Origin of the sequence: Thioclava sp. F1Mire-8 (genome assembly GCF_002213165.1) — a bacterium.
In the GTDB taxonomy this organism is placed as follows: Bacteria; Pseudomonadota; Alphaproteobacteria; order Rhodobacterales; family Rhodobacteraceae; genus Thioclava; species Thioclava nitratireducens.
In genome coordinates, this window is the sequence record NZ_NBNY01000001.1 from 1,013,189 (window position 1) to 1,029,768 (window position 16,580).

General features: G+C 63.1%; 19 protein-coding genes. 8 read left to right on the forward strand and 11 right to left on the reverse strand.

Annotation, left to right across the window (positions count from 1 at the left end; translation table 11 throughout):
- Window positions 1–80: 80 nt before the first annotated feature.
- From B6V75_RS18595 to B6V75_RS04760, 6 genes are all read left to right on the forward strand, one after another.
- The gene (locus B6V75_RS18595) at window positions 81–233 is read left to right on the forward strand and encodes a hypothetical protein (RefSeq protein WP_157771572.1); all 153 of its coding nucleotides are present in this window, start codon (window positions 81–83) and stop codon (window positions 231–233) included.
- Window positions 234–353: 120 nt separating this feature from the next.
- Window positions 354–1,406 carry a FliG C-terminal domain-containing protein gene (locus tag B6V75_RS04740; RefSeq protein WP_088719391.1) on the forward strand — a complete coding sequence of 351 codons (1,053 nt, stop codon included), beginning with the start codon at window positions 354–356 and terminating at the stop codon, window positions 1,404–1,406.
- 178 nt (window positions 1,407–1,584) lie between these two features.
- The gene (gene gap / locus B6V75_RS04745) at window positions 1,585–2,586 is read left to right on the forward strand and encodes a type I glyceraldehyde-3-phosphate dehydrogenase (RefSeq protein WP_075774731.1); all 1,002 of its coding nucleotides are present in this window, start codon (window positions 1,585–1,587) and stop codon (window positions 2,584–2,586) included.
- A 31-nt stretch (window positions 2,587–2,617) separates the two neighbouring features.
- Window positions 2,618–2,761, forward strand: coding sequence for a hypothetical protein (locus tag B6V75_RS18600; RefSeq protein ID WP_088718884.1), 144 nt, complete (start codon window positions 2,618–2,620; stop codon window positions 2,759–2,761).
- Between the two features lie 108 nt (window positions 2,762–2,869).
- The gene (gene gap / locus B6V75_RS04755; protein WP_088718885.1) at window positions 2,870–3,871 is read left to right on the forward strand and encodes a type I glyceraldehyde-3-phosphate dehydrogenase; all 1,002 of its coding nucleotides are present in this window, start codon (window positions 2,870–2,872) and stop codon (window positions 3,869–3,871) included.
- Between the two features lie 240 nt (window positions 3,872–4,111).
- Window positions 4,112–4,903: a YfdX family protein gene (locus tag B6V75_RS04760; protein WP_088718886.1), complete on the forward strand. Its 792-nt coding sequence runs from the start codon at window positions 4,112–4,114 to the stop codon at window positions 4,901–4,903.
- On the opposite strand, the gene coaD is transcribed toward B6V75_RS04760, so the two are convergent.
- The 3 genes from coaD to B6V75_RS04775 form a co-directional block, all read right to left on the reverse strand.
- Window positions 4,904–5,401, reverse strand: coding sequence for a pantetheine-phosphate adenylyltransferase (coaD, locus tag B6V75_RS04765; protein WP_075774510.1), 498 nt, complete (start codon window positions 5,399–5,401; stop codon window positions 4,904–4,906).
- Window positions 5,402–5,491: 90 nt separating this feature from the next.
- The gene (locus B6V75_RS04770; protein ID WP_075774509.1) at window positions 5,492–5,926 is read right to left on the reverse strand and encodes a CBS domain-containing protein; all 435 of its coding nucleotides are present in this window, start codon (window positions 5,924–5,926) and stop codon (window positions 5,492–5,494) included.
- 89 nt (window positions 5,927–6,015) lie between these two features.
- Window positions 6,016–6,915: a LysR family transcriptional regulator gene (locus B6V75_RS04775; protein WP_088718887.1), complete on the reverse strand. Its 900-nt coding sequence runs from the start codon at window positions 6,913–6,915 to the stop codon at window positions 6,016–6,018.
- A gap of 115 nt (window positions 6,916–7,030) precedes the next feature.
- Here B6V75_RS04775 and B6V75_RS04780 point away from each other — a divergent pair, with 115 nt between their 5' ends.
- Window positions 7,031–8,533: a CoA-acylating methylmalonate-semialdehyde dehydrogenase gene (locus B6V75_RS04780; RefSeq protein ID WP_075774507.1), complete on the forward strand. Its 1,503-nt coding sequence runs from the start codon at window positions 7,031–7,033 to the stop codon at window positions 8,531–8,533.
- Between the two features lie 96 nt (window positions 8,534–8,629).
- Here the strand turns inward: B6V75_RS04780 and B6V75_RS04785 are convergent, their stop codons facing one another.
- From B6V75_RS04785 to B6V75_RS04815, 7 genes are all read right to left on the reverse strand, one after another.
- Complete coding sequence (locus B6V75_RS04785) at window positions 8,630–8,980, reverse strand: H-type lectin domain-containing protein (protein ID WP_088718888.1); 351 nt, start codon at window positions 8,978–8,980, stop codon at window positions 8,630–8,632.
- Window positions 8,981–9,086: 106 nt separating this feature from the next.
- Window positions 9,087–9,488, reverse strand: coding sequence for a F0F1 ATP synthase subunit epsilon (locus tag B6V75_RS04790; RefSeq protein ID WP_088718889.1), 402 nt, complete (start codon window positions 9,486–9,488; stop codon window positions 9,087–9,089).
- A gap of 9 nt (window positions 9,489–9,497) precedes the next feature.
- Window positions 9,498–10,916, reverse strand: a complete 1,419-nt coding sequence (gene atpD / locus B6V75_RS04795) for a F0F1 ATP synthase subunit beta (protein WP_075774504.1) — start codon at window positions 10,914–10,916, stop codon at window positions 9,498–9,500.
- Between the two features lie 21 nt (window positions 10,917–10,937).
- Window positions 10,938–11,816, reverse strand: coding sequence for a F0F1 ATP synthase subunit gamma (locus B6V75_RS04800; protein WP_075774503.1), 879 nt, complete (start codon window positions 11,814–11,816; stop codon window positions 10,938–10,940).
- A gap of 21 nt (window positions 11,817–11,837) precedes the next feature.
- Window positions 11,838–13,367: a F0F1 ATP synthase subunit alpha gene (gene atpA, locus B6V75_RS04805; protein ID WP_075774502.1), complete on the reverse strand. Its 1,530-nt coding sequence runs from the start codon at window positions 13,365–13,367 to the stop codon at window positions 11,838–11,840.
- Window positions 13,368–13,928: a F0F1 ATP synthase subunit delta gene (locus B6V75_RS04810; RefSeq protein ID WP_075774730.1), complete on the reverse strand. Its 561-nt coding sequence runs from the start codon at window positions 13,926–13,928 to the stop codon at window positions 13,368–13,370. It lies immediately after the preceding gene.
- Between the two features lie 402 nt (window positions 13,929–14,330).
- Window positions 14,331–15,089, reverse strand: coding sequence for a methyltransferase domain-containing protein (locus B6V75_RS04815; protein WP_075774501.1), 759 nt, complete (start codon window positions 15,087–15,089; stop codon window positions 14,331–14,333).
- A 62-nt stretch (window positions 15,090–15,151) separates the two neighbouring features.
- On the opposite strand from B6V75_RS04815, the gene gloB reads away from it, so the two are divergent.
- On the forward strand, window positions 15,152–15,922 hold the full coding sequence (gene gloB, locus B6V75_RS04820; protein ID WP_075774500.1) for a hydroxyacylglutathione hydrolase: 771 nt from the start codon (window positions 15,152–15,154) through the stop codon (window positions 15,920–15,922).
- A gap of 3 nt (window positions 15,923–15,925) precedes the next feature.
- Here the strand turns inward: gloB and B6V75_RS04825 are convergent, their stop codons facing one another.
- Window positions 15,926–16,558, reverse strand: coding sequence for a LysE family translocator (locus tag B6V75_RS04825; RefSeq protein WP_088718890.1), 633 nt, complete (start codon window positions 16,556–16,558; stop codon window positions 15,926–15,928).
- Window positions 16,559–16,580 lie beyond the last annotated feature (22 nt).

Genomic DNA, 16,580 nt, shown 5'->3' on the forward strand with positions numbered 1-16,580 from the left:
GCGCCGCCTATGTCGACAGACTATAGGCGGCGCGCGTGATTCGGGCTTACCCTAGGGCATCTGGCAAAGGGAGATTGCAGATGATCCGAACCATCCTTGCAGCCACCGTGCTGATCTTCGCCCCGCTCGTGGCTTCCGCCGAATGCTACGGCGATCATCAGGCCTCCATGTCCTGCCCGCAGGGCAAGGTCTGGGATAAGGACGCGAATGCCTGCGTCCTGCAATCCAGCTGACCGCTGAGACGGTAAGTCCGTCTTAACGTCCTCCGTGCAAAGCTGACCGCGAAACCGCATTGGCCGCCCGCGCGGCCGATGCCCAGCACGGAGGTTCTCGCGGTGAATGCGATCGCGCCCATGGCGCTCGGCCATATCCCCGGGTCCGACTCGGCTGGCGACAAAGCTGCCCGCCCCGGGCCGCTGTCGCGGCGCCAGAAAGCTGCGATCATCGTGCGGCTGCTCGCCTCCGAAGGGCTGAAACTTCCGCTGACGGAGTTGAGCGAAGATCAACAGACCGAATTGACCGAGACCGTGGCGCAGTTGCGCCTCGTCGATCGCGACACCGTCGTCAGCGTGGTCGAGGAGTTCTGCGAAGAACTGGAGGCGGTCGGCCTCGCCTTCCCCGGTGGGCTGGAAGGGGCGCTGTCGCTGCTCGATGGGCAGCTTTCGCCCTCAGCCTCGAACCGACTGCGCCGACTGGCCCTCGGCTCCTCCCGGGGCGACCCGTGGCAGCGGATCGCGGGCCTCTCGGCAGAGGTACTTCTACCCGTGCTGGAAGGCGAAAGCGTCGAGGTGGGCGCCGTGATGCTATCGAAGCTCTCGGTCGCGAAATCGGCGGAGCTGCTTGGTCTCCTGCCGGGAGAGAAGGCGCGCCGGATCGCCTATGCCGTCTCGCTGACCGGGAATGTCGCGCCGGAAACGGTGCTGCGCATCGGGCAGGCGCTTGCCGCGCAACTCGATGCCGCCCCACCGAAAGCCTTCGATTCCGGTCCTGTGGAAAGGGTCGGCGCGATCCTGAACTACTCCGCATCTGCGACCCGCGACGCGGTGCTCAAGGGGCTCGAGGAGGAGGACAAGACATTCGCCGACGAGGTGAAGAAGGCAATCTTCACCTTTGCCAACATCCCCGCCCGCATCGACGCGCGCGATATCCCGAAAGTGCTTCGAGTTGTCGATCAGGCGCAGCTGACCGTCGCACTTGCCGGGGCGACCGGGTCGCTTAAACCCTCGGCAGAGTTCATTCTCACGAACATGTCCCAACGCATGGCGCAATCGCTGCGCGACGAAATGGCGAATCTCGGCAAGGTGAAGGAGAAAGACGCCGAAGAGGCGATGAGCGCGGTCGTCGCCGCCATTCGGGAGATGGAAGCGGCGGGCGAGATATTCCTCGTCGCGGAGGATGAGGATTGAACGAAAGATTCTGTCGCAGAGTCCCGTCTGGCGAAGCCCTTCACCTCAAAGTCCTGCCCTGCCCCGCAATGTTATCGCAAACACCGCGTGTTTACGCTAACATACTGTTTCAAAACCTTTTCTCACTCTGCATGCAATGGTATCCAGCGCCGAAATCACGCGCTTCGGAGAGATCATCATGACCGTCACCATCGGCATCAACGGCTTCGGCCGCATCGGGCGCTGCACGCTCGCGCATATCGCGGAAGCCGCACGCAACGACGTGCAGGTCGTCAAGATCAACGCCACCGGCCCGATCGAGACCAACGCGCATCTCCTGAAATACGACTCCGTCCACGGCCGGTTCGGCGGACAGGTGAAAGTCGCGGGCAACACGCTCGACCTCGGGCGCGGCCCGATCGACGTGATGTCGACCTATGATCCGGAAGAACTCGACTGGGACGGCGTCGATGTCGTCCTCGAATGTACCGGCAAGTTCAACGCCCGCGACAAGGCCGCAGTCCACCTGGGTCGCGGCGCGAAGCGGGTGCTGGTCTCCGCGCCCGCGACCGATGCCGACAAGACCGTCGTCTACGGCGTCAACCATCGCGAACTGACTCAGGCGCATCACGTCGTTTCGAACGGGTCGTGCACCACGAACTGCCTCGCCCCGCTCGCCAAGGTGCTCAACGACGCGATCGGCATCGAATCGGGCGTGATGACGACGATCCACTCCTATACCGGCGATCAACCCACGCTCGACCGCCGCCACAAGGATCTCTACCGCGCCCGCGCCGCCGCGATGGCGATGATCCCGACCTCGACCGGCGCTGCCAAAGCCTTGGGAGAAGTGCTGCCCGAGCTGAAGGGCCGACTCGACGGCACCGCGCTGCGCGTTCCGACCCCCAATGTTTCCGCAGTTGATTTGACCTTCGAGGCCCGCAAGTCCGTGACCCGCGAGGAGGTGAACGAGATCGTCCGCGAAGCCGCCGCCGGCTACATGGGCATGGTGCTGGGCTACGACCCCGAGCCGAAAGTCTCGATCGACTTCAACCACACCCAGCAATCCTCTATCTTCGCGCCGGACCAGACCAAGGTCGTGGGCAAGCTTGTCCGCGTCCTTGCCTGGTACGATAACGAGTGGGGGTTCTCCTGCCGGATGGCCGATGTGGCCGGGGCGATGGGGCGACTTGTGCATTGACGCGCCGGGCAAGGGCGCGCGAAGGGAATAGATGACCAATCGGATCGCGCTCTGGCTTGGGGGCCTCCTCATATTTCTCATTCTGGCGGATGTATTGGCCGATGACGGCCGGATCCTGCTCTTTCTGGCGAAAAAAATCGTCGATCTCGTTCAATATGTCGCGTTCTGGCGCTAGCTTCAGGGTGTAACCCCGTTGACCTTTGGCGCTGAACGCGCTTGTTAGCGTTAACGGAAGACCTGCCCGTGCAACTCCCTGCCGGGCAGCCAGCCAGAGGAGACGGATATGACGGTTAAAGTTGCCATCAACGGGTTCGGTCGCATCGGCCGCAACGTGCTGCGCGGGATCATCGAGTCGGGTCGCACCGATATCGAGGTGATCGCGATCAACGATCTCGGCCCGGTCGAGACGAACGCGCATCTGCTGCAATTCGACTCCGTGCACGGCAAATTCCCGCAGGAAGTCACGACCGGCGAAGACTGGATCGATGCCGGCCGCGGCAAGATCAAGGTCACCGCGATCCGCGACCCGAAAGAACTGCCCTGGGGCGATGTCGATGTCGCGCTGGAATGCACCGGTATCTTCACCGCGCGCGAAAAGGCAGCCTTCCACCTCGAGAACGGCTCGAAGCGGGTTCTGGTCTCGGCCCCGGCCAGCGGCGCTGACAAGACGATCGTGTTCGGTGTCAACGACGGTGCACTGACCGCGGACGACCTCGTGGTCTCGAACGCGTCCTGCACCACGAACTGCCTCTCGCCGGTCGCCAAGGTTCTGAACGATGCGATCGGGATCGAGAAGGGCTTCATGACCACGATCCATAGCTACACCGGCGACCAGCCGACGCTGGACACGATGCACAAGGATCTCTACCGCGCCCGCGCCGCGGCACTGTCGATGATCCCGACCTCGACCGGCGCGGCCAAGGCCGTGGGCCTCGTGCTGCCGGAGCTCAACGGCAAGCTTGACGGCGTCGCGATCCGCGTGCCGACGCCGAATGTCTCGGTCGTCGATCTGGTCTTCGAAGCTGCGAAAGACACCAGTGTCGAAGAGATCAATGCCGCGATCAAGGCAGCAGCGGACGGCCAGCTGAAGGGAATCCTCGGCTATACCGAGAAGCCCAACGTCTCCAGCGACTTCAACCACGACTCGCATTCGTCGATCTTCCATATGGACCAGACGAAGGTGATGGAGGGCCGCATGGTCCGCATCCTGAGCTGGTACGACAACGAATGGGGCTTCTCCAACCGCATGGCGGATACCGCCGTCGCGATGGGCAAGCTGATCTGACGTGATCGGGGCGCTGCCCCGGCAAGGCGAAGATGACGAAGGGCGGTCCAAGTTGGGCCGCCCTTTTCGCGTTCACCTCTCACACACGGCTCACAGAGGGCGCACGGCCCCTCTCGGGCGCGCCGTGAGCCTTGATGCGTGGTGATAGAACCCTTTGAAATCGGGGACGTTTCAGGGTCATGGAGCGCGCCGCCCGGCGGCTCCGCCTTAGCTGAACCCCATCACGAAAGGGAATATCCCATGGAACGCAGCAAGAAATTCCTCGCCCTCGCCCTCTCCTCCGCGCTGATCGCGGGTCCCGCGGGCTTCGAGATGGCCTCCGCGGCCACGACGAATTCCAACAGCAATTCCGGGGGGAGCGCGATCAAGAGCAGCCAGAGCCAAAGTAATGACGCGGTTTCGCAGACCACGGCGAGTTCTACCGACAAGGAGTTGCTGACCACGGTCGACGACGCCTACACCGCGATGCGCGAAGTACGCGCCGCGCGGCTGGCGATCTTCGACGGCAATACCGACATGGCGACGAAGATGACCAAGGACGCCACTGCGAAAATGCAGGCCGCCGAGAAAGCCGAGAGCCAATGGGGCGTGCCCTCGAAGGCTGGCACGAAAGGCGTGACCTACCTGCCCTTCGACAGCTCCATCGCGCTTGGCGAGAGCTTCACCGTGACGCCGGAGAACCAGAAGGCAGTCGGCAAGGCCAATCAGCAGATGGCGAAAGGCAATGCGAAGGCGGCGGCCAAGACGCTGAAGGATAACGATATCGATGTGTCGATCTCGGCGGCGTTGGTGCCCGCGAAGTCTTCGCTCACCCATCTGCAGGATGCGTCCAAGCTGATCAAATCGGGCAATTACTACGAGGCGAACCTCGCGCTGAAAGGCGTCGAGGATTCCGTCGTGATCGATCAATGGGGGCTCGACAACCTGCCGCAGCAGGCGGGCAACGCCGCCAAAGCCTCGGCGAATGCGAGCGGCAGCACCCAGATGCAGCAGAAATCGCAGCAATCCGGCAAGTCAGCCTCGAAAGGCTGATCAGCGGTTGGCGTAAGCCTTGATCAAGGCATCGCGCACGGCGGGGGTAACGAATTTCGAAACATCCCCGTCGAGCCGCGCAATTTCCTTCACCAGTTTCGAAGCAATCGCCTGCCGCCGCGCATCGGCCATCAGGAACACCGTCTCGACCGAGGAATCGAGCGCGCGGTTCATTCCGACCATCTGGAACTCGTATTCGAAATCGGCCACCGCACGCAGCCCGCGCACGATCACGGACGCACCGACATCCTTGGCGCAATCGATCAGCAGGTTTTCGAAAGGATGCACGACGATTTCGCCGCCGCGGCGGTCGGTGATCTTGGCGCATTCTTCCTGGAGCATGGCGACGCGTTCCTCGAGCGGGAAAAGCGGCCCCTTGTCACGGTTGATCGCGACCCCGATCACGAGCCGATCCACCAGAGCCATCGCGCGCTCGATAATATCGAGGTGACCCAGCGTGACCGGATCGAAAGTTCCGGGGTAAAGACCGATCCGCATGGCATCCTCCCTCGTCGCCCGCCAAAAAGCTCAGCGCACGCAACTATATTGCGCGATCAAATGCAAGCGGGAAGGTGCTGCAATGCGGCATCAGTTGCCCATGATCATGCCCTGAAGCGACTCTTTCTCCATGTGAAGCTCGTTCAGGCGCGCCTTGACCACGTCGCCGATCGAGATCACACCGACCATCTTGCCATTTTCGCGCACCGGCATGTGGCGGAAACGGCCCTCGGTCATCAGGCTCATCACCTCTTCGGTGCTGTCCATTGGGGCGCAGTGCTTGACGTCACGGGTCATGACATCCGCGGCCGTCATCACCAGACACTCCGCACCGCGCTTGGCGATCTCGCGCACGACATCGCGCTCCGAGACGATCCCGTCCACGGTTTCGCCATCCTGCGAGACGATCACCGCACCGATGCGTTTCGAGGCAAGCTTGGCGATTACCTCGCTCAGCTTCATATCCGGGGCGACGGTAAAAATTTCCATCTCGCCCTTGTTCTTGAGAATCTGCATCACCTGCATCGACGTCTCCCTGAAAAGGTCGTGTAGACTCGAGCGTCCCACTGCTTTCATAGATTTGTCAACGGCTTTGCGGTTCACGGGGCCAACAGTTATATTTCAACCGCAACGTGTTCGAGCCGTGCGACCTCGTCGCGAAGCCCCTGCCCCAGCGCCTCCGCGAAGCGCGTCAATCGCTCGGAACGGCGATCGTCGGCGTGGCGGATCAACCAAAAGGCGCGGTTGAGCCGGATCTCGCCACCCAGCACCCGCTGCACCCCGGGGGCGAAGGGAAGCGCGAAATCATGCACGATCCCAACACCCGCACCTGCCTCGATCATCCGCGTCTGCACCGCCGCCGAGTTCGAGGCGAGCCCCATCACCTCTGCCTCGGTCTCGGCGAAGTAGTCCAGTTCCTTGTCGAAGATCATGTCGGGGATGTAGCCGATCATCCGGTGATGACGGAGATCCTCCTTGCAGGTAATTGGCGGCGCTTTCGCGAGATAGTCGCGATGGGCGGCGAGGCTGAGATGATAATCGCTCAATTTTTGCACGGTCAGACGGCCCGCCGTCGGGCGCGACACCGCGATCGCCATATCCGCCTCACGCTTCGAGAGGTTGAAGACGCGCGGCAGGGCGACGACCTGAATCTCCAGCCCCGGATTTTCTTCGGCGATCTTCGCGCAGACCTGCGGCAGAAGGTAATTCGCGCAGCCATCGGGCGCGCCGATCCTCAGCTGGCCGGTCAACTGGCCCGCGATCCCGGACATTTCCTCGTCCGCGCCCGCAAAGACCTGCTCCGCCGCTTCGGCATGCGGCAGGAGCCGATCCCCGGACTCGGAAAGCGCATAGCCCTGCGGCGACTTCACGAAAAGCTTCGCGCCCATCCCCTCTTCGAGCCGCGCGATCCGACGCCCCACGGTGGCCGCGTCCAGCTTCAATCGCCGCCCCGCACCGGACAGGCTCTCGGCCCGCGCGACGGCAAGGAAAATCCGCAGATCGTCCCAATCCATACCACGCCCTTCTTTGCAAAAACGCAAAACGCTTTTGAGCTACTTCCTCTTTTATGCTCATTTTCGCAAGGCTAGAGTGCGCTCAAGCCAAGATTATCTGTAGGAGGAGCGTCTCATGGAAGAAATCGGTCACTGGATCAACGGCAAGCGCGTTGCGGGCACTTCGGGCCGCTTCGGCGAAGTCTTCAACCCCGCTACCGGCGAGCAGATCGCCAAGGTCGCACTGGCCACCCCGGCCGAGCTCGACGCCGCGATCGCCGACGCCGCGAAAGCGCAGCTGGAATGGCAGAAGGTCAACCCGCAGCGCCGCGCCCGCGTGATGATGAAATTCGGTCAGCTGATCGAGCGCGACATGGACAAGCTCGCCGAAGCTCTGTCGAAAGAGCACGGCAAGACCATCCCCGACGCGAAGGGCGACGTGCAGCGTGGCCTCGAAGTGATCGAGGTCTGCATGGGCGCGCCGGCGATGCTCAAGGGCGAATACACGGGCGACGCAGGCCCCGGTATCGACCTCTACTCGATGCGTCAGCCGCTGGGCGTCGTGGCCGGTATCACGCCGTTCAACTTCCCCGCCATGATCCCGCTTTGGAAAATGGGGCCGGCGCTGTCGGCCGGTAACGCGATGATCCTAAAGCCGTCCGAGCGCGTGCCGACCACCGCGATCATGCTCGCTGAACTGGCGCAGGAAGCCGGTCTTCCCGATGGCGTGCTGCAGGTCGTCAACGGCGACAAGGAAGCCGTGGACACGATCCTCGATCACGAGACGATCCAAGGCGTTGGCTTCGTGGGCTCGACCCCGATCGCGCAATACATCTACGGTCGCGCCGCCACCAACGGCAAGCGCGCGCAGTGCTTCGGCGGTGCGAAGAACCACATGATCATCATGCCCGATGCGGACATGGACAAGGCCGCCGACGCGCTGATCGGCGCGGGCTACGGCGCCGCTGGCGAGCGCTGCATGGCGATTTCGGTTGCGGTTCCGGTGGGTGACGGCACGGCGGATGCGCTGGTCGAGCGTCTCGTGCCGAAGATCGAGAAGCTGAAAGTCGGCCCCTATACCGGCGGCGACGACGTGGACTACGGTCCGGTCATCACCAAGCAGGCGCAGGAGCGGATCAAGTCGCTCATCAATTCGGGTGTCGAGCAGGGTGCGAACCTCGTGGTCGATGGCCGCGACTTCTCGTTGCAGGGTTATGAGGACGGCTTCTTCGTCGGCCCGTCGCTCTTCGACAACGTCACCCCCGACATGGACATCTACAAAGAGGAAATCTTTGGCCCGGTCCTTTCGATGGTGCGCACGAAGTCCTATGACGAGGCGCTCGATCTGGTGGTCGACAACCCCTATGGCAACGGCACCGCGATCTACACCGCCGATGGCGACGTGGCTCGCGACTTCGCGGCGAACGTCAATGTCGGCATGGTCGGCATCAACTTCCCGATCCCGGTTCCGCTGAGCTATTACACCTTCGGCGGCTGGAAGAAGTCGGCTTTCGGCGACCTCAACCAGTACGGCCCGGACGCCTTCCGCTTCTACACCAAGACCAAGACCGTCACGGCGCGCTGGTTCTCGGGCATCAAGGACGAAGGCGCAGCGCTCAACTTCAAGGCGCTCGACTGATCTTGAGACGGGCGGTTTGCGAACCGCCCTCCCCCACACATAGGAAAACGCCCCGCCGATCGGCGGGGCGTTTTTCATCGGCCTTATCGACGCGGCTCAGTCGATATCCCAATCATCCTCATGCGAGACCCCGCCCAAGGCCAGCCAGTCGGCACGCACACGTGCCACGCGGCTGTCCCCCCAAGTGCGAAAGACGATCACGAAGCCCTCGGGCGTGACGCCGTCGCTCGAGATATCCATCCGCGAATTGTGCTTGCTGTCCACGTCCCACATCGACAGGGAGACCTGCACCATCGGGGTCGCGCGGAACGGCTGGGGAAAGGCGACCTTCTTGCGCAACTCGCGCGGGCCCTCGCCCGTCCACATGGCGCCGCCATCCTGAAAATCGGAGAACAGCACGAGCGAGCCGCGTTGCATTCCCAGACGGTGGCTTTCGATAGTGATCATCGCGAGAGGGCCTTTCCCTTTCAACCTGAGGCAGAGCTTACCCGAACTGCAGGCAATAAAAAGCCCCGGAAAAACCGGGGCTTCCTAAATCTTATCGCGAAAGCTCTCAGCCCAGCATATGCGAGCCGAGGGCCTCCATGTCGGCCAGAAGCTTCGCGGTCATGTCGGCCACCGAAGGATGCGCCTCGTCATGGACGCGACGGGCTTCCTCGATGAGGCGCTCGTGCACTTCCTTGGTGAACTCTTCCGCAGGCAGCGAACGTTCGGCCAGAACCGTGATCCCCTCGGGGGTGATCTCGGCGAAGCCACCCGTCACCGCGTAGCTCTGGGTTGCCGACCGCGTCACCATGGTCAGCTTTCCCGGACGCAGCGTGGTCAGCATCGGGGCGTGGCCCGGCATGACCGTGAGGTCACCATCCGCGCCGGGCACCATGACCTCGACCGCCGCCTCTTCCGAGGCCAGCTTGCGCTCGGGCGCAACGAGATCGAATTGCATCGTGTCGGCCATAATGCCTCCTTACGCCGCAGCGGCGAGTTTCTCGGCTTTCGCTTTCACGTCCTCGATGCCGCCAACCATGTAGAAGGCCGCTTCGGGCAGGTGATCGTATTCGCCTGCAACAACCGCCTTGAACGACGCAATGGTGTCTTCGAGCGGAACCTGAACGCCGTCCGAACCGGTGAACACTTTCGCAACGTCGAAGGGCTGCGAGAGGAAACGCTGGATCTTACGGGCACGTGCCACGGTCAGCTTATCCTCTTCGGACAGTTCGTCCATGCCGAGGATGGCGATGATGTCCTGCAGAGCCTTGTAGCGCTGAAGGATCTCCTGCACCTGACGCGCGACCTTGTAGTGCTCTTCGCCGACGATGCCCGGATCGAGGATACGCGAGGACGAGTCCAGCGGGTCCACGGCCGGGTAGATGCCGAGTTCCGAAATCGCACGCGACAGAACGGTCGTGGCGTCAAGGTGGGCGAAGGTGGTCGCCGGAGCCGGGTCGGTAAGGTCGTCAGCCGGAACGTAGACGGCCTGGATCGAGGTGATCGAGCCGGCTTTGGTCGAGGTGATGCGTTCCTGCATCGCGCCCATGTCGGTGGCCAGCGTCGGCTGGTAGCCCACTGCCGAGGGGATGCGGCCCAGAAGTGCCGACACCTCGGAACCCGCCTGCGTGAAGCGGAAGATGTTGTCCACGAAGAACAGAACGTCGGTGCCCGACTGGTCGCGGAACTGCTCTGCCAGGGTCAGACCGGTCAGAGCGACGCGCGCACGCGCACCCGGAGGCTCGTTCATCTGGCCGTAGACCAGTGCCACCTGCGAGCTCGACAGATCGTCAGGCTTGATGACGTTGGATTCGATCATCTCGTGATAGAGGTCGTTCCCTTCACGGGTCCGCTCGCCCACACCGGCGAACACGGAGTAACCCGAGTGCACCTTCGCGATGTTGTTGATCAGCTCCATGATCAGAACGGTCTTGCCGACGCCAGCGCCGCCGAACAGGCCGATCTTACCGCCCTTGGAGTAGGGTGCGAGCAGGTCGATGACCTTGATGCCGGTCACGAGAATTTCCGAGGACGTCGCCTGAGCTTCGAAGTTCGGCGCGGGCTGGTGGATGGCACGGGTTTCTTCCGCTTCCACGGGGCCCTTCTCGTCGACGGGCTCGCCGATCACGTTCAGGATGCGGCCGAGCGTGGCATTGCCGACCGGCACCGAGATCGGCTTGCCGGTGTTCTTCACTTCGGCGCCGCGCACGAGACCTTCGGTCGCGTCCATCGCGATGGTGCGCACCGAGTTTTCGCCGAGGTGCTGAGCCACTTCGAGAACGAGGCGCTTGCCGTTGTTCTCGGTTTCCAGCGCGTTGAGGATCGCAGGCAGCTCGCCGTCGAACTGCACGTCGACGACGGCGCCGATGACCTGGGTCACTTTACCATTGCTTGCCATGTCTGTTTTTCTCCGGTTCCGTCAGAGCGCCTCGGCGCCCGAAATGATTTCGATGAGTTCCTTGGTGATCGCGGCCTGGCGCGTGCGGTTGTATTCGATCGTCAGCTTGTCGATCATTTCGCCCGCATTGCGCGTCGCAGCGTCCATCGCGGACATCCGCGCACCTTGTTCCGAGGCACCGTTCTCCAGCAGAGCCGTGAAGATCTGCGTCGCGACCCCACGCGGCAGCAGGTCGGTGAGGATCTGCGTCTCGCTGGGTTCGTAGTCGTAATTCACGCTCGGCGTTTCTTCGCCCTCTTCCGGTTCGTAGGAAGCGGGGATGATCTGCTTCGCGGTCGGGCGTTGCGCGATCACGCTCTCGAAGAGCGAGAAGAAGATCGTCGCAACGTCGAACTCGCCCTTGTCGAAGCGGCCGATCAGGTCGCGGGCGATCTTCTGCGCGTCGTCATAGCTCAGGCGCTTGACGTCGCTCAGATCGACATGGCCAATGAAGTACTGACCGTATTCACGGCGCAGCGCATCGCGGCCTTTCTTGCCGACGGTGATGATCTTCACCTCTTTGCCCTCGGCCAGCAGCTTGTCAGCCGTCTGGCGCGCGAGCTTCGCAATATTGGCGTTGAAGCCACCGCACAGGCCGCGTTCGGCGGTCATGACCACCAGAAGCTGCACCCGGTCTGAACCGGTCCCCGAGAGCAGGCGCGGCGCATTGTCCGATCCCTGCACCGAGGCCGCGAGCCCGGCCATCACGGAATGCATCCGCTCGGCATAGGGGCGCGCAGCCTCCGCCGCCTCTTGGGCGCGGCGGAGTTTCGCGGCGGCGACCATTTGCATCGCCTTGGTGATCTTCCGCGTGTTCTTGACGCTTCCGATCCGGTTTTTGAGGTCCTTAAGGCTGGGCATGTCCCTGTCCTTTCAGGCCAATCACGCGTAGGTCTTGGCGAATTCGTCGATAGCGGCTTTCAGCTTGTCGGCCGCGTCACCCTTGATCTTCGGATCCTCGTTCGTGAGCCAGTCGAGGATGTCCTTGCGCGAGTTGCGCAGGTAATCCAGCAGACCCTGTTCGAACTTGCCAACCTCGGACACCGGGATGTTATCGAGATAGCCGTTGGTCCCCGCGAAGATGACCGCAACGATTTCCGCGTTGGTGAGCGGCGAATACTGCGGCTGCTTCATCAGCTCGGTCAGGCGCGCACCACGGTTCAGCAGCTTCTGGGTTGCGGCGTCGAGATCCGAGCCGAACTGAGCGAAGGCCGCCATTTCGCGATACTGTGCGAGTTCCAGCTTAACCGGGCCTGCAACGGTCTTCATCGAGTTCGTCTGAGCCGACGAGCCGACGCGCGACACCGACAGACCGGTGTTCACGGCGGGACGGATACCTTGGTAGAACAGTTCCGTCTCGAGGAAGATCTGACCGTCGGTGATCGAGATCACGTTGGTCGGAATGAAGGCCGACACGTCGCCGCCCTGGGTTTCGATGACCGGCAGAGCGGTCAGCGAACCGGCGCCGAAGTCTTCGTTCAGCTTCGCCGAACGCTCCAGCAGGCGGGAGTGCAGGTAGAACACGTCGCCCGGGTAAGCTTCGCGGCCCGGCGGGCGACGCAGCAGCAGCGACATCTGACGATAAGCGACAGCCTGCTTCGAGAGGTCATCATAGATGATCAGCGCGTGCATGCCGTTGTCGCGGAAATATTCGGCCATCGCGGTCGCGGTGTAGGGCGCGAGGTACTGCATCGGCGCGGGGTCCGACGCGGTCGCGGCGATCACGGTGGTGTATTCGATCGCACCGGTCTCTTCGAGCTTCTTCACCAGCTGCGCCACGGTCGAGCGCTTCTGGCCGATCGCGACGTAGAAGCAGTGCAGCTTGTTGGACGGATCGGCGTCGTTGTACGACTTCTGGTTCAGAATGGTGTCGAGCGCGATTGCGGTCTTGCCGGTCTGACGGTCGCCGATGATCAGCTCGCGCTGGCCACGGCCGATCGGGATCATCGCGTCAACCGACTTGAGGCCGGTCGCCATCGGCTCGTGAACCGATTTACGCGGGATGATGCCCGGGGCTTTCACGTCGGCGACGCGACGCTCTTTCGCTTCGATGGCGCCTTTGCCGTCGAGCGCGTTGCCGAGACCGTCGACCACGCGGCCGAGCAGCGCTTCACCGACCGGCACGTCCACGATGGAGTTCGTGCGCTTGACGGTGTCGCCTTCTTTGATGTCCTGGTCCGAACCGAAGATCACGACGCCGACGTTGTCGGTTTCGAGGTTCAGTGCCATCCCGCGGATACCACCGGGGAATTCAACCATCTCGCCGGCCTGGACGTTGTCGAGCCCGTAGACGCGCGCGATACCGTCGCCAACCGACAGCACGCGACCGACTTCGGCCACTTGGGCGTCCTGCCCGAAATTCTTGATCTGCTCCTTGAGGATCGCAGAAATCTCAGCTGCTTGGATGCCCATTTATCCGACCTCTTTCATGGCGTTCTTGAGAGAAGCGAGCTTCGAACGGATCGACGTGTCGACCATGCGCGAGCCCAGCTTTACGATCATGCCACCGATGAGGCTTTCATCGACGGCGGTGTTCAATTTGACGGTCTTGCCCGTCTGGTTCTTCAGCACTTCGGCGAGTTTCTTGGCCTGCGCGGCGCTGAGCTCGTTGGCCGAGGTGACATCGGCGGTCACTTCGCCCTTCTCGTCCGCGATCAGGTCCGACAGCGCCTTGAGAAGCTGCGGCAGCACGAAGAGGCGACGCTTGGCACCCATCAGCTGCAGGCCATTAGACATCGGGTCCGACAGACCCATTTTCCCCGCCAGAGCGCCAATCGCGGCTGCCTGCTGGTCGCGCGTGTAGACCGGCGATGCGATCACCTCACGCAGCTCGGCAGAGCCCGCCAGCGCCTCCGACAGCGCGGAGACATCGGCTTCGAGCGCGGCGAGGGCATTTTCTTCGCGCGAGAGTTCAAAAATGGCCAGCGCATAGCGGCCGGCGATGCTTGCGGAAATCGAAGCTGGTTCGGACACGTCCACCCTTCCGATGCTTTTTTGCCCCGACCCGGAACAGGCCTTGGGGCGCTCCCCCGGCGCGCTTGAGACATGCCCTCCGCGCCGCTTATCGGGGAGGTCACTAGCAGAGCAATCCCCCCCTCGCAACCGTCTTGAGCACGAGAATGTGAGCAGAAGCCCCCCAATATGCCCTTCGTCGCGGGAAGGTGACAGGAAGAGGAGGATTTTGTGGGCGCTAACAGGAATTTGGAGCGCTCGGTCACGGATCGCTGTGCGGAAGTGATTCACCTCAATGCGCGTTGGCTGTCGGATAATTATTCCGCACCTGCGGCGGACGACCGAGAGTTGCGCCCCGGGGCGGTATGCGAACCTGAGTGTTGCGCGGCGACGTTCTGCCGCGCGCGAGGCGTTAACTCTGGCTCAAACCGGGTCCGTCGCCGGCTTCACCGCCCCTTCGAGAATCGAAAGCGGCTTGCGCACGCGCGCGCCCAGACCTGAATCGCGGCGCGCATGGACTTGCTTGGAGACCTCGAGCATCACCACCCCGGCGGCCAGCACGCCGGCGGCCTTGGTGCCCACGCGTTCCCACATAGCAGCCGAGCGCAGCCAGAAGCGGCGATGGCTCGGCGGGATATAGAGCGCACCGGTATGACGTTCGGGCACGAAGCCGGAACGGCGCGCGAGCTGGTCGAGTTGCCCCAGAGTGTAGGGCTTGCCGAAGCCGAAGGGCGTGGCTTCGCGCGGCGCCCAGAGCCCGGCCCGGTTCGGAACGATGAACATCGCCCTGCCCCCCGGGCCCAGCACCCGCCAGCATTCCTGCATCAGGGCCTCGGAATTGTCCGAGGTCTCCAGCCCATGCATCACGATCAGCCGATCCACCCGGCCCGTCTCCAGCGGCCAGCGCGCCTCGTCGCACAGGACGGAGACATTGGGCATGCCCGCTGGCCACGGCATCACGCCCTGCTCTGCCGGCATCAAGCCGATCACCCGGCGCGCGGGCTCCAGGTAAGGACGCAGCAGCGGCACCGCGAAGCCGTAGCCCGCCACCGTGAGCCCCGCCATCTGCGGCCCCGTCGCGGGCCACATCGAAACAACCCGGTCCCGGATTGCCCGCTGCGCCGCGCGGCCTAGCTGCGTCCGGTAGTAGAAATTCCGCAGGTCGAGTACGTCGAGATGCATTGCGCCTTTCGCTTCCTTCGGCTTAGCTATGTTCCAAGATAATCAAAGCGGTAGAAAACACCATGGCCGTTGAGCTTCTCATCATTCCCTGCCTCTCCGACAACTATGCCTATGTCGTGCATGAGGCGGCGACGGACACAACCACCGTGATCGACGTTCCAGAAGCGCCTCCGATCCTGAAGGCGCTGAACGAACGGGGCTGGAAAGCGAATCTCATCCTGCTGACACATCACCACGCCGATCACATCGACGGTGTTCAGGCGTTGTCGGCGGCGACGGGGGCGAAAATCGTCGGTGCCAAGGCGGACGCACATCGCCTGCCCAAGCTCGATCAGGAGGTCTCGCCGGGCGAGAAACTCGCGATCGGGATGGAGCATGTCGAAATTCTTGCCGCCGACGGCCACACGGTCGGCCATATCGCCTATTACTTCCCCGAAGGCGGCCTGCTGTTCTCCGGCGACAGCCTGATGAGCTGGGGCTGCGGAAGGCTCTTCGAAGGCTCGGCGCAACAGATGTTCGACACGCTGAGCCGGTTCTGCGAACTGCCCGACGATACACTGGTCTGTTCGGGGCACGAATATACCGAGGCGAACGGTCGCTTTGCGCTCTCGATCGAGCCGGAGAATCCGAACCTTCTTGCGCGGATGGAAGATGTTCGCGCCACCCGCGCCCAGTCCCGGCCCACCGTTCCGGTCGAACTGGCACTTGAGAAGACCACCAACCCGTTCCTGCGCGGCACCGATCCGCAACTGCGCGACGCGCTCGGCCTGCCCGAGAGCGCGTCACCCGTCGAGGTTTTCACCGAAGCCCGCGCCCGCAAGGACCGGTTCTGAACCTCACCGCCGCGCATCGCGCAACACGCTCAGCGCCAACGCGGCGAGCACCGTCCCCATCGCCCAGCATTGCACCCGCATCCAGAGCGGGCGCGTCGCGAGGAACCGGGCCATTGCGCCTGCGCCGATCACGATGGCGACATTCACGCTCACCGAGATCACGATCTGCACCGCGCCAAGCGCCAGAGATTGCGCCAGCACCGATCCGGCTGCGGGGTCGATGAATTGCGGCAGCAGCGACAGATACATCACCGCGATCTTGGGATTGAGCAGGTTGGTGACGAACCCCATCAAGAACAGCTTGCGCGGCCCGTCGACCGGCAACTCGCGCGTCTCGAAGGCAGAGCGCCCGCCCGGTCGCACGGCCTGCCATGCCAGCCAGAACAGATAGAGCGCCCCGGCAATCCGCAGCGCGTCATAGGCATAAGGCACGGCAAGAACGACTGCGGTGATCCCGAAGGCGGCACAGAGCATGTAGACGACGAACCCCAATGCCACCCCGCCCAGCGAGATCAGCCCCCCGCGCCGCCCTTGGCAGATCGTGCGTGAGACGAGATAGATCATGTTCGGGCCGGGGCTCAGCACCATCGCAAGCGCCACGGCACCGAAAGCGAGCATATGTGAGAGTTCGGGCATGGCGGAACTTTCCGTTGCGTGC